The sequence below is a fragment of the Burkholderiaceae bacterium genome (assembly GCA_024235995.1).
Lineage (GTDB): Bacteria > Pseudomonadota > Gammaproteobacteria > Burkholderiales > Burkholderiaceae_C > Ottowia.
This window is the reverse complement of sequence record JACKLI010000001.1, coordinates 2591634-2604061: the sequence shown is the minus strand read 5'-3', so window position 1 is coordinate 2604061 and position 12428 is coordinate 2591634. Positions and strand designations below refer to the sequence as shown.

Here is a 12428-nt window from a genome sequence, read left to right as displayed (position 1 = left end):
GTCTGGTGATGGGGCAGGGGTCTTCTGCCGATACGGACTTGGAAATCGACGTTAACATCAACGTATTGGACTGACAAGCTGAGACGCCTGTTAAGCCCCGACACATGTACAAAGTTTGGCCGCACTTGCGGCCAATGTTGTCTGCTGACAACGACCCCGTTCCCAGCGCAGGGGGCGGAGGCGCCGTTGGACGTTCAACGTTCCAGCAGGATACGCAGCATGCGGCGCAGCGGCTCGGCGGCGCCCCACAGCAACTGGTCGCCCACGGTGAAGGCGCCCAGGTATTCCGGGCCCATGGCCAGCTTGCGGATGCGCCCCACCGGGATGCTCATGGTGCCGGTGACGGCCACGGGGGTGAGGTCCTTCATGGTGGCCTCGCGGGTGTTGGGCACCACCTTCACCCAGGCGTTATCGGCGGCGATCATGGCCTCGATGTCGGCCACGGGCACGTTCTTCCTGAGCTTGAAGGTCAGTGCCTGGCTGTGGCAGCGCATGGCGCCCACGCGCACGCAAAAGCCGTCCACCGGCACGGCTGGAGAGCCAAAGCCCTCGCCCATGCCCATGATCTTGTTGGTCTCGGCCATGCCCTTCCACTCTTCGCGCGACATGCCGTCGCCCAGATCCTTGTCGATCCAGGGGATCAGGCTGCCGCCCAGCGGCACGCCGAAGTTGGCGGTCTCGTCGGCCGACAGCGCGCGCTGCTTGCCGATCACCTTGCGGTCGATTTCGAGGATGGCGCTCTTGGGGTCATCCAGCAGGCTGCGCACTTCGGCATTCAGCGTGCCGTATTGCGTCAGCAGCTCGCGCATGTGCTGCGCGCCGCCACCGCTGGCCGCCTGGTAGGTCTGGGTGCTCATCCACTCGACCAGGCCCGCCTTGTACAGCGCGCCCACGCCCATCAGCATGCAGGACACCGTGCAGTTGCCGCCGATCCAGTTGTTGCCGCCCTTGGCCAGGGCGTTCTTGATGACCGGCATGTTGACCGGGTCCAAGATGATGACGGCGTCATCCTTCATGCGCAGGGCCGAGGCGGCGTCGATCCAGTGGCCCTTCCAGCCGGCGGCGCGCAGCTTGGGGAACACCTCGTTGGTGTAGTCGCCGCCCTGGCAGGTGATGACGATATCGCAGCGCTTCAGGGCCTCGATGTCGTGCGCGTCCTTCAGCGTTTTCTCGTTCTTGGCCATGGCGGGTGCCGCACCGCCGGCGTTGGACGTTGAGAAGAACAGGGGCTCGAACAGATCGAAGTCCTTCTCCTCGCGCATGCGGTCCATCAGCACCGAGCCGACCATGCCGCGCCAGCCGACCAAACCAACCAAACTGCTCATTTTCTAGCCCTTTACAAGTGAAAATCCGTTGAACGGCCCCACTGCCTGCCCGGCTCGCCTGGCCGGAAAGGGCGCACGACGAGCCAGGGCTGGATCAGCCGGTCGTCTTTTTGGTGATGACTGCGCGCGCGGCCACGTCCGCCATGAAGGCAGAGGTGGTGTCCAGGACGAACGAATGGGCGACAGACATGGCCGGCGATTGTAGCTCAGCCCAGCGCCTTCACCACCGCATCGCCCATCTGCACGGTGCCGACTTTGGTCGTGCCTTCGCTGTAAATGTCGGGCGTGCGCAGGCCCTGCGCCAGCACCTTCTTGACGGCCGCCTCGATGCGATCGGCCGCCTGGGCCTGGCCCAGCGAGAAGCGCAGCATCATCGCCGCCGACAGGATGGTGGCCAGCGGGTTGGCCACGCCCTTGCCGGCGATGTCGGGCGCGCTGCCGTGGCTGGGTTCGTACAGGCCTTGTTTTTTGTCGTTGAGCGATGCCGAGGGCAGCATGCCGATGGAGCCGGTGAGCATGGCCGCCTCGTCGCTCAGGATGTCGCCGAACATGTTGCCGGTGACGATGACGTCGAAGGCCTTGGGCGCCTTGACGAGCTGCATGGCGGCGTTGTCCACGTACATGTGTTGCAGCTCGACGTCGGGGTAGTCCTTGTGCGTCTCGATCACCACGTCCTTCCAGAACTGGAAGGTTTCCAGCACGTTGGCCTTGTCCACGCTGGTGACCTTTTTGCCGCGCTGGCGGGCGGCCTCAAACGCCACGCGGGCGATGCGCTCGATCTCGGGGCGGCTGTAGCGCATGGTGTCGAAGGCTTCTTGCGCGCCCGGAAAATGCCCGTCCACGGCGGTGCGCCGCCCGCGCGGCTGGCCGAAGTAGATGTCGCCGGTCAGCTCGCGGATGATCAGGATGTCCAGGCCCGCCACCAGTTCGGGCTTGAGGCTGGAGGCGTGCGTGAGCTGCTCGTAGCAGATGGCGGGGCGGAAGTTGGCGAACAGGCCCAGCGCCTTGCGCAGGCCCAGGATGGCCTGCTCGGGGCGCAGGGCGCGCTCGAGCGTGTCGTACTTCCAGTCGCCGACGGCGCCGAACAGGATGGCGTCGGCGGCCTTGGCCAGCTTGAGCGTGGATTCGGGCAACGGGTGGCCCGCGGCCTCGTAGGCGGCGCCGCCCACGGGGGCTTGCTCCAGCTCGAGCTTCAGGTCCAGGGCTTTCAGGACCTTCACGGCCTCGGCGACGATTTCGGTGCCGATGCCGTCACCGGGGAGAACTGCGATCTTCATGATTCAATGCTATGGATAAGGTAGCTGCTTGGGCTTTGTATATGCGGGCTGCAGTCTTGTTTGGTTAAATATTGCCGAGCGTGTGCGCCAGCCAGGGCTTGCTGGCCAGGCGGCGGGCTTCGAAGGCCTTGATCTCGTCCTGGTGGCGCAGGGTCAGGCCGATGTCGTCCAGCCCGCCCAGCAGGCAGTGCTTGCGAAACGGCTGCACGTCGAAGGCGATCTCGGCGCCATCGGGCTTGACGACGAGCTGGCGCTCCAGATCGACGGTGAGCTGGTAGCCGACGAAGGCCTGTACCTCGTCGAACAGCTTGCCGATGACCGACTCGGGCAGCACGATGGGCAGCAGGCCGTTCTTGAAGCAGTTGTTGAAGAAGATGTCGGCAAAGCTGGGCGCCAGGATGGCGCGAAAGCCGTACTGCTGCAGCGCCCAGGGGGCGTGCTCGCGGCTGGAGCCGCAGCCGAAGTTCTTGCGCGCCAGCAGGATGGAGGCGCCGGCATAGCGCGGCTGGTTGAGCACGAAGTCGGGGTTGGGCCGGCGCGTGGCCGGGTCCATGCCCGGCTCGCCGTGGTCCAGGTAGCGCCACTCGTCGAACAGGTTGGGGCCGAAGCCGGTCTTCTTGATCGACTTGAGGAACTGCTTGGGGATGATGGCATCGGTGTCGACGTTCTCGCGGTCGAGCGGGGCCACCAGGCCCTTGTGGATGGTGAATTTTTCCATGATGGGCGGATGCAGGAACCTTATTTGGCGGCGCGCTCGATGGCGTCGCCGGCCTTTTGCACGTCCTGGCCCACGCCCTTGACGGTGTTGCAGCCGGCCAGGATGAAGGTCAGCGCAAGGGCGAGGAGGGTGGCGGTCTTGGTCATGGTGGGCTCCTTGGGGTGTGGGGGTCAGGCAAATTGGCGGATGTCGACGAAGTGGCCATGCACGGCCGCCGCGGCGGCCATGGCGGGGCTGACCAGGTGGGTGCGCCCGCCGGCGCCCTGGCGGCCTTCGAAGTTGCGGTTGCTGGTGGAGGCGCAGCGCTCGCCGGGCTCCAGCCGGTCGGCGTTCATGGCCAGGCACATGCTGCAGCCGGGCTCGCGCCACTCGAAGCCGGCGGCGGTGAAGATGGTGTCCAGCCCCTCGGCCTCGGCCTGCTTCTTGACCAGGCCCGAGCCGGGTACCACCATGGCCAGCTTGACGTTGGCCGCCACCTTGCGCCCCAGCTTCTTGACCACGGCCGCGGCGGCGCGCAGGTCTTCGATGCGGCTGTTGGTGCAGCTGCCGATGAATACCTTGTCGATGGTGATGTCGCTCATGGCCTTGTTGGGCTGCAGGCCCATGTAGGTCAGGGCGCGCTCGATGGCCTGGCGCTTGCTGGCGTCTTTCTCTTTGTCGGGGTCGGGCACGCGGGCGTCGATGCCGGTGACCATCTCGGGGCTGGTGCCCCAGCTGACCTGCGGCACGATGGCGCGCGCGTCCAGCTCGACCACGGCGTCGAACTTGGCGTCCGCGTCGCTGCGCAGCGTGCGCCAGTAGGCCACGGCCTGGTCCCACTCGGGGCCACCCACGAAGCGGCCGGTGACCGGGTCGGTGCCGGGCGCCATGGCGCGGCCCTTGACGTAGTCGATGGTCTTGTCGTCCACCGCCACCAGGCCGGCGCGCGCGCCCGCCTCGATGGCCATGTTGCACACCGTCATGCGGCCTTCCATGCTCAGGTCGGCGATGGCCTCGCCGCCGAACTCGATGGTGTAGCCGGTGCCGCCGGCGGTGCCGATCTTGCCGATGATGGCCAGCACGATGTCCTTGGCGGTGATGCCGGGGGCCACGTGGCCGTTCACGCGCACCAGCATGTTCTTGGCCTTCTTGGCCAGCAGGGTCTGCGTGGCCAGCACGTGCTCGACCTCGCTGGTGCCGATGCCGTGCGCCAGCGCGCCAAAGGCGCCGTGGGTGCTGGTGTGGCTGTCGCCGCACACCACGGTCATGCCGGGCAGGGTGGCGCCGTTTTCGGGGCCGATCACGTGCACGATGCCCTGGCGCTGGCTGAGGAAGGGAAAGTACGCCGCCGCGCCCAGGCCCTTGAGGTTGGCGTCCAGCGTGGTGACCTGCTCCTTGCTGATCGGGTCCTCGATGCCGTCGTAGCCGCGCTCCCAGCCGGTGGTGGGCGTGTTGTGGTCGGCCGTGGCCACCACGCTGCTGGTGCGCCACACCTTGCGCTGGGCCTGGCGCAGGCCCTCGAAGGCCTGCGGGCTGGTGACCTCGTGCACCAGGTGGCGGTCGATGTAGAGGATGGCGGTGCCATCTTCCTCGGTGCGGACGACGTGCTCGTCCCAGATCTTGTCGTACAGCGTGCGGGCGGTCATGGCGTGGAGAACTTCCTTGGGGTGATTGAAATTTTAGGCGTTGCTTGCGGCCGTCAGGTGCTCGACCAGGGCGCGGGCGGTGACTGGCAGGCTGGCGAAGTCGCGCGCCACCAGGCTGATCCGGCGTCGTGCCCAGTCGTCCTGCAGGGGGATGCAGCGCAGCGGGCTGGCGCCGTGGACAAGCTCGAAGGCTCGCCGTGGCATCACGCCCACGCCCAGGCCGTTGGCAATCATGCGGCACATGGCGTCCAGTCCGGTCACGCGGATGCGCAGGCGCACGCTGCGGCCGGCCTGCGCTGCGGCCTGGTGCATGGCCAGGGCGATCGAGCTGCCGGCGTGCAGGCCGACGTGGTCGTAGTCCAGGGTATCTACAAAATCAATAGCTGCTGGCGCTTTGCGGACCAGGGCTGGCGGCGCAATCAAGGCCAAATGATCCTCGCGGTAGGGGCGCACCTGCAGCGCGCTCATCCCGCGGCTGGTGTTGCAGATGCCCAGGTCGGCGGCGCCCTCCAGCACGGCGCGCTCCACCTCGGAGGACAGGTGCTCCTCCAGGTCGATCTTGACCTGCGGGTGGTTCTGGACGAAGCGCCCCAGGTCTTCCGGCAGGAACTGCACGATGGCCGACATGCTGGCGTGCATGCGCACGTGGCCGCGCACGCCGCTGGCGTACTCGCTCAGGTCGCCGTGCAGCTTGTCCAGGCCGTACAGCAGCTTGCGGGCGTGGTGCAGCAGGCTCTGGCCGGCCGGGGTGAGGGTGACGCCGCGTGCCTGGCGGTAGAGCAGGGCGGTGCCCAGCGCGCTTTCCAGCTCGGCCACGCGCTTGCTGACGGCGGAGGCGGCAATGCTTTCGCGCTGCGCCGCCTGCGCGATGCTGCCGGCCTCGGCCACGGCCACGAAGAGCTGCAGCGAGGTTAGGTCCAGGCGGCGATCGGACGAACGGGCGAGAGCGGTCATGGGCGCGTCAGGGCGGATCGGGAGGTGGCAGGCGGTCAAGGTATCGCAGAACGAGTCGCCTTTAGCCATTATCACCCATATTTTTGCTTTTGGCATCTCCTAACGAGATGCTTAAGGCCAAATGACGGCGCCGGGAGCCCGTCGGCGATTTGTCCCCGCCCACTGTGGGCGGACTTGTGGAAAAGTGCCTGAACAAGCCGCGCAAGCCGCGTCCCGCCTGGCTTTGCGGGTGCTGCCTCAATTTTGAGCAGCGATTTTTTGGGCTCTCGGGATGCTCGCTCGCCGCCATGGCACAGCGGTCGGACCGTTACCATGAGCGCCCCGAACGGATGGAGAAACAGGCGTGTTGGCGTCGGTCTTGTTGTGCTGGGTTCTGAGCGTCGGCGATGGCGATTCGCTCAAGGTGCGCTGCCCGCAGACGCAGGATGCGCGCACGCTGAGGCTGCGCGTGGCCGAGATCGACGCGCCCGAGTTGCGCCAGGCGTTCGGGCGCCAGTCGCGGCAGGCGCTGGTCGCGCTGTGCCGGCGCCAGCGTGCCCAGGTGGAGATCAGGGCAAGGGATGCCTATGGCCGCTCGGTGGCTCGCGTGCGCTGCCAGGGCGTGGACGTGGCCCAGGCCCAGGTGCGCACCGGCCTGGCGTGGGTGGCGCCCGGTTACGCGCGCGGCGATGGCGACCTGCAGGCCCTGGAGCGCCAGGCCCGCCAGCGCCGCACGGGCCTCTGGGCGCAGCAGCGGCCCACACCCCCCTGGGTGTACCGCCACCGCCATGCGCGCTGACGATCCGCTCAGGCCAGCTCAGGCCAGCATGGCGCGGTAGTAGTTGGGCAGGGCGAACAGCGCGCCGTGCACCTCGGCGTTGTAGTGCTGCAGCCGCGCGATGGCGCGCTGGTCGATGCGCTCCTGCACCGCCGGGGTGGCCAGGCCGGAGGGGCGCAGCGTGTCGGACGCTACGGCCAGCCCCCAGTAGGCGCCGTACAGCGGGATGTACAGGCCATAGGGGCTGACGTGGGCAAAGCGCCCGTTCAGGTAACCCAGCAGCGTGCGCACCTGGGCCGGGTGGAACACGGGGCTGCCCAGGTGCAGCACCAGCGCGCCGCCAGGCGCCAGCGCCCGCTGCATGCGGGCCAGCGCGGCCGGCTCGTAAAGCGCGCCGGCGGGGGTGTCCGGGTCGGTCAGGTCCATCAGGATCAGGTCGAACTGGCCGGGCGAGCGGTCCACGTAGGCCATGCCGTCGCCGATCTCGATGCGCACGCGCGCATCGTCCAGCGCGCCGCGGTGCACGGCACGCAATTGCCGGCGTGCCAGCGCGACGACCTGCTCGTCGAGCTCGGCAATCACCACCTCGCGCACGCTCGGGTGCTTGAGCAGCTCCTCGGCGGCCCCGCCATCGCCGCCGCCGATGATCAGGCAGCGCGCGGGCGCGGGATGGGCGATGGCCGCGGGGTGCACCAGCGCCTCGTGGTAGAAGAATTCTTCCTTCTCGGACGTCATGAAGCGGCCATCGAGCCGCAGCACGCGCCCGAAGCGGGGCGTTTGCAGCAGCTCCATCGACTGGTGCGGCGTGCTCTGGCGCTCCAGCACCGTGCCGCGGTAGCTGAAGGCCGCCGAGGACGACAGCGTCTCGACGATCCAGCCTTCCTCCTCGGGCGCGGGCGAGGCTTGGGGCGACGTCGTGCCGATGTCGCCGCGCAGCAGGCGGTTGCGCACCACGCGCCGCGGCCGATAGGCCTGCACGACGTCTTCCAGCAATTGGCTGGCCTTGGTGGAGTTGTCGGTGGAGAAGTTGCAGACGTACACGTCGAGCGTGACGTTGCCGGTCTCGGGCCAGGTGTGGATCGCCAGGTGCGATTCGGCCAGCAGCAGGGTGCCGGTCACGCCACCGGGCTGGCCTTGCCATTCTGGAAACTGCACCCAGCGGTCATCCACGCGGGTCAGGCCAGCCGCCTCGGTCCGTGTCCGGCACAGATGGGCAATGGCTTCGGGGTCGGTCATCAATTGCGGTGCGCATTGGCACGCATACAGATCAGCGGTCAGGTGCAAACCTTGCAAACCCTTCACCTCCTTGGAGTTCAAGCGCATCGGGTGGCCCGATCGCGCCCGGTGTTGCGAGACAAAGCATGGGATTGTAGGAGGCATGCAAGGGCGTTCCGCGCGCAGCGCGCGAACGCGCCTGGCTGCGCGGACCGGGCGACGAAAAAGCCGCCGCGGGCACAGGTCCCGGGGCGGCTGGGTGCAGGGCACTTGCCGAGGCCAGTGGCCTCGGCGCCGATCAGGCGGGAACGCCCTTGGCCACCTCGGCGTACTCCTCGATCTGGTCGAAGTTCATGTAGCGGTACACGCTGGCCTTGTCGGCGTCGATCACGCCCATCTCCTTGAGGTACTCGGCCGGCGTGGGCAGCTTGCCCAGGCGCGAGGCGATGGCGGTGAGCTCGGCCGAGCCCAGGAACACGTTGGTGTTCTTGCCCAGGCGGTTGGGGAAGTTGCGCGTGCTGGTGCTGATGACCGTGGCGCCCTCGTGCACCTGCGCCTGGTTGCCCATGCACAGGCTGCAGCCGGGCATCTCGGTGCGCGCGCCCGAGGTGCCGAACGCCGCGTAGTGCCCTTCCTTGATCAGCTCGTTCTGGTCCATCTTGGTGGGCGGCGCCACCCACAGCTTGGTCGGGATGTCGCGCTGGCCGCCCAGCAGCTTGGCTGCCGCGCGGAAGTGGCCGATGTTGGTCATGCACGAGCCGATGAAGGCCTCGTCGATCTTGGTGCCCGCCACTTCGGACAGGAACTTGGCGTCGTCCGGGTCGTTGGGGCAGCAGACGATGGGCTCCTTGATCTCGTTCATGTCGATCTCGATCACGGCGGCGTACTCGGCATTCTTGTCGGCCTCGAGCAACTCGGGCCTGGCCAGCCAGGCCTCGACCTTCTCGATGCGGCGCTGCAGGGTCTTGGCGTCCTGGTAGCCGTCGGCGATCATGTTCTTCATGAGCACGACGTTGGAGCGCAGGTACTCCTTGATCGGCTCGGGGTTGAGCTTGATGGTGCAGCCGGCGGCGCTGCGCTCGGCCGAGGCGTCGGACAGCTCGAAGGCTTGCTCCACCTTCAGGTCGGGCAGGCCTTCGATTTCCAGGATGCGGCCGGAGAAGATGTTCTTCTTGCCGGCCTTGGCCACGGTCAGCAGGCCCGCCTTGATGGCGTACAGCGGAATGGCGTGCACCAGGTCGCGCAGGGTCACGCCCGGCTGCAACTGGCCCTTGAAGCGCACCAGCACCGACTCGGGCATGTCCAGCGGCATCACGCCGGTGGCGGCGCCGAAGGCCACCAGGCCCGAGCCGGCCGGAAAGCTGATGCCGATCGGAAAGCGCGTGTGCGAGTCGCCGCCGGTGCCCACGGTGTCGGGCAGCAGCAGGCGGTTGAGCCAGCTGTGGATCACGCCGTCGCCCGGGCGCAGCGCCACGCCGCCACGGTTGCTGATGAACTGGGGCAGCTCGCGGTGCGTCTTCACGTCCACCGGCTTGGGGTAGGCGGCGGTATGGCAGAAGGACTGCATCACCATGTCGGCACTGAAGCCCAGGCAGGCCAGGTCCTTCAGCTCGTCGCGCGTCATGGGGCCGGTGGTGTCCTGGCTGCCCACGGTGGTCATCTTGGGCTCGCAGTAGGTGCCGGGGCGAATGCCCTGGCCTTCGGGCAGGCCGCAGGCGCGGCCGACCATTTTCTGCGCCAGCGTGAAGCCGGCCTTGGATTCGGCGGGCGCCTGCGGCAGGCGGAAGGCGGTGGAGGCGGGCAGGCCCAGGAACTCGCGCGCCTTGGCCGTCAGCGCGCGGCCGATGATCAGGTTGATGCGCCCGCCGGCCTGCACTTCGTCCAGCAGAACTTCGCTTTTGAGAGCAAAGTCGGCAATCGGGGTGCCAGCCTTCTCGATTTTTCCTGCATAGGGGTAGATGTCGATGACGTCGCCCATCTCCATCTTGGAGACGTCCACCTCGATCGGCAGCGAGCCCGAATCCTCCTGCGTGTTGAAGAAGATGGGGGCGATCTTGCCGCCCAGCGTCACGCCGCCAAAGCGCTTGTTGGGCACGTAGGGAATGTCGTTGCCCGTGGCCCAGATGACCGAGTTGGTGGCCGACTTGCGGCTGGAGCCGGTGCCCACCACGTCGCCCACGTAGGCCACGACGTGCCCCTTCTTCTTCAGGTCGTCGATGAACTGCATGGGGCCGCGCACGCCGTCCTGCTCGGGCTTGAAGGCCGCGTCGGGGCGCGTGTTCTTCAGCATCGCCAGGTAGTGCATGGGGATGTCGGGGCGCGTGGTGGCATCGGGCGCGGGCGAGAGGTCGTCGGTGTTGGTCTCGCCCGGCACCTTGAACACGGTGACGGTGATCTTTTCAGCCACCTTGGGGCGGCTGGTGAACCACTCGGCGTCGGCCCAGCTCTGCATCACCTCCTTGGCCTTGGCATTGCCGGCCTTGGCCTTGGCCGCCACGTCGTTGAAGTAGTCGAACATCAGCAGCGTTTTTTTCAGCGCCTCGGCGGCCACGCCGGACACCTCAGCGTCGTCCAGCAGCTCGATCAGCGGGTGCACGTTGTAGCCGCCCACCATGGTGCCCAGCAGCTCGGTGGCGCGCGCCTTGCTGATCAAACCCACCTGGATGTCGCCATGCGCCACGGCGGCCAGGAAGCTGGCCTTGACCTTGGCGGCATCGTCCACGCCCGGGGGCACGCGGTGCGTGAGCAGGTCGAGCAGGAACTCGGCCTCGCCGGCGGGCGGGTTCTTGATCAGCTCGATGACGTCGGCCACCTGCTTGGCATCCAGGGGCAGGGGCGGGATGCCCAGGGCGGCGCGTTCGGCGGCGTGGGCGCGGTAGGCTTGCAGCATGAGTGGGTCCTGAAAAAAGCAAAAGAAGGCAACGCTCCGTCATCGTCGGCGGAGCAGCGCACGGGGAAAAATCGTCAGGGCTTGGGCGCGTCGAACAACGCGGGCTGGGGATGGGTCTCCAGTTGCGCCGCGACGGCACGCTGGGCTGGCGTGGTGCACGCGTCGGCCACGCGCTGGCCCAGCTTCTGGTTCATCAGCATCGACTTGTTGCCCAGTTGCAGCCACAGGGCGCCGGCGCGGTTGTCTTCCATGCGCACGGCGCCGGTGCGGCTTTCGACCGGGTGCATGTAGTAGCGCTGCTTGCCCGAGCTGACGTAGAAGAAGCCCGGGTTCTTCTCGTCCGCCGTCACGGTCACGTGGGCGCCCAGCTCGCAGGGGATGGTGCCGGTCTGGATGGTCTTGGCGATCGCCAGCTCGCCATCGGTGAGGCGCTGGCTGAGCGATTCCACGGGCGTGTTCGCCTCGACGGCCTTGGCGGTCTTGGCCGGCACGCCCTTCTTGGTGACGGCTTTCTTGGCATGCGCCTTCTGGGTGGCCACCGGCTTTTTGGCTACGCTGGCGGTCTGCGCCTGGACGGCGCCGACCGACAGGCCCAGGGCGGCAGCGACGAATGCAAGGGCGGGGAGTTTCATACCGTGGTCACTCTCGAAAAAGATGGAAATGCGGATGATGGCACGCAGGCCGTGTCAGAACCATGCCGCCACTTGGGCGGGCAGCGCGCGTCCGGTCGCGTGCGCCCGTTGCAGGACCAGCCAGAACAGGCGATAGCTGGCCCGGTCGTGCAGCACGCCGCCGTGGTTGATGGGCGCCCAGTCGGCCTGGGCGGCCGCCAGCAGGATGGCGCTGGCCTGGTCGATCTGCTGCTCGTCGGGCGAGAAGGCCTCGACAATGGGGCGGATCTGGTTGGGGTGGATGCTCCACATGCGCGTGTAGCCCAGCTCGCGCGCCGCCCGCCGCGCGGCGGTGCGCAACGCGGCGGTGTCGTTGAACTCGGTGACCACGCCATGCGAAGGCACCTTGCCCGATGCGTGGGCGGCCGAGGCGATTTCGAGCTTGGCGCGCAGCACCAGCGGATGGCTGAACTGCCCCTCGATGCCCATGCCCTCGGAGGGAATGGCGCCTGCGTGCGCGGACACGAAATCCATCAGGCCGAAGCTGAGCGACTGCACGCGCGGATGCGCGGCGATGTCGAACGCCCGGTGCACGGCGGCGGGCGACTCGATCAGCGCGTGCAGGGGCAAGCCGGGCGCGAAGTGGCGCAGCAGCGTGCGCTCGGCGTGGACGACGTCGTCCACCGACTCCACCTTGGGAATCATGATGTGGCGCAGGCGATGGCCCGCGTGGCCCGCGACCTGGGCCATGTCGGCTTCGAAGGCGGGGTGGTCGACCGGGTGCACCCGGACGCCGACGCGGGCTTCGGGTGCCGCCGCCAGCGCCAGGTCGGTCACCAGCCTGGCGTGCGCGGCCTCGCCCCCCACGGGGGCGCCGTCCTCGCAGTCCAGCGTCACGTCGAACACGCAGGTGCCGAACTCGGCCGTCATCTCCGCCTGCAATTGCAGGCTCTTGCGCATGCGCGACTCGACGCCGCTGTAGTGGTCGCACACCGGCAGCGCCACGATGCCCGCCTGCGCGGTGCTGAGGACATCACGGGGATGTGCGGGCATGGT

General features: G+C 67.8%; 11 protein-coding genes. 1 reads left to right on the top strand and 10 read right to left on the bottom strand.

The genetic code is table 11. The features are described from left to right. Positions 1 to 194: 194 nt before the first annotated feature. The 6 genes from asd to H6927_12425 all read right to left on the bottom strand — a co-directional run bounded on the left by asd (position 195) and on the right by H6927_12425 (position 5899). A complete protein-coding gene (gene asd, locus H6927_12450; GenBank protein ID MCP5218905.1) occupies positions 195 to 1325 on the bottom strand; it encodes an aspartate-semialdehyde dehydrogenase in 1131 nt (376 codons plus the stop codon). A 206-nt stretch (positions 1326 to 1531) separates the two neighbouring features. Beyond that, positions 1532 to 2602 (bottom strand): 3-isopropylmalate dehydrogenase, encoded by a 1071-nt coding sequence (gene leuB / locus H6927_12445; protein ID MCP5218904.1) that lies wholly within the window; start codon positions 2600 to 2602, stop codon positions 1532 to 1534. A gap of 64 nt (positions 2603 to 2666) precedes the next feature. Next, positions 2667 to 3320 carry a 3-isopropylmalate dehydratase small subunit gene (gene leuD / locus H6927_12440; GenBank protein ID MCP5218903.1) on the bottom strand — a complete coding sequence of 218 codons (654 nt, stop codon included), beginning with the start codon at positions 3318 to 3320 and terminating at the stop codon, positions 2667 to 2669. Between the two features lie 20 nt (positions 3321 to 3340). Next, positions 3341 to 3466 (bottom strand): entericidin A/B family lipoprotein, encoded by a 126-nt coding sequence (locus H6927_12435; protein MCP5218902.1) that lies wholly within the window; start codon positions 3464 to 3466, stop codon positions 3341 to 3343. Between the two features lie 24 nt (positions 3467 to 3490). Beyond that, positions 3491 to 4945, bottom strand: a complete 1455-nt coding sequence (gene leuC, locus H6927_12430; GenBank protein ID MCP5218901.1) for a 3-isopropylmalate dehydratase large subunit — start codon at positions 4943 to 4945, stop codon at positions 3491 to 3493. 33 nt (positions 4946 to 4978) lie between these two features. Further along, entirely contained in the window at positions 4979 to 5899 is a 921-nt protein-coding gene (locus tag H6927_12425) for a LysR family transcriptional regulator (GenBank protein MCP5218900.1), read from the bottom strand. Positions 5900 to 6245: 346 nt separating this feature from the next. Here H6927_12425 and H6927_12420 point away from each other — a divergent pair, with 346 nt between their 5' ends. Next, a complete protein-coding gene (locus H6927_12420; GenBank protein MCP5218899.1) occupies positions 6246 to 6677 on the top strand; it encodes a thermonuclease family protein in 432 nt (143 codons plus the stop codon). A gap of 18 nt (positions 6678 to 6695) precedes the next feature. On the opposite strand, the gene speE is transcribed toward H6927_12420, so the two are convergent. The 4 genes from speE to H6927_12400 all read right to left on the bottom strand — a co-directional run bounded on the left by speE (position 6696) and on the right by H6927_12400 (position 12425). Continuing rightward, positions 6696 to 7949, bottom strand: coding sequence for a polyamine aminopropyltransferase (gene speE / locus H6927_12415; protein ID MCP5218898.1), 1254 nt, complete (start codon positions 7947 to 7949; stop codon positions 6696 to 6698). A gap of 220 nt (positions 7950 to 8169) precedes the next feature. After that, on the bottom strand, positions 8170 to 10761 hold the full coding sequence (acnB, locus tag H6927_12410; GenBank protein ID MCP5218897.1) for a bifunctional aconitate hydratase 2/2-methylisocitrate dehydratase: 2592 nt from the start codon (positions 10759 to 10761) through the stop codon (positions 8170 to 8172). 74 nt (positions 10762 to 10835) lie between these two features. Continuing rightward, complete coding sequence (locus tag H6927_12405) at positions 10836 to 11393, bottom strand: hypothetical protein (protein ID MCP5218896.1); 558 nt, start codon at positions 11391 to 11393, stop codon at positions 10836 to 10838. A gap of 54 nt (positions 11394 to 11447) precedes the next feature. Continuing rightward, positions 11448 to 12425 (bottom strand): CoA ester lyase, encoded by a 978-nt coding sequence (locus tag H6927_12400; GenBank protein ID MCP5218895.1) that lies wholly within the window; start codon positions 12423 to 12425, stop codon positions 11448 to 11450. Between the last annotated feature and the right edge of the window lie 3 nt (positions 12426 to 12428).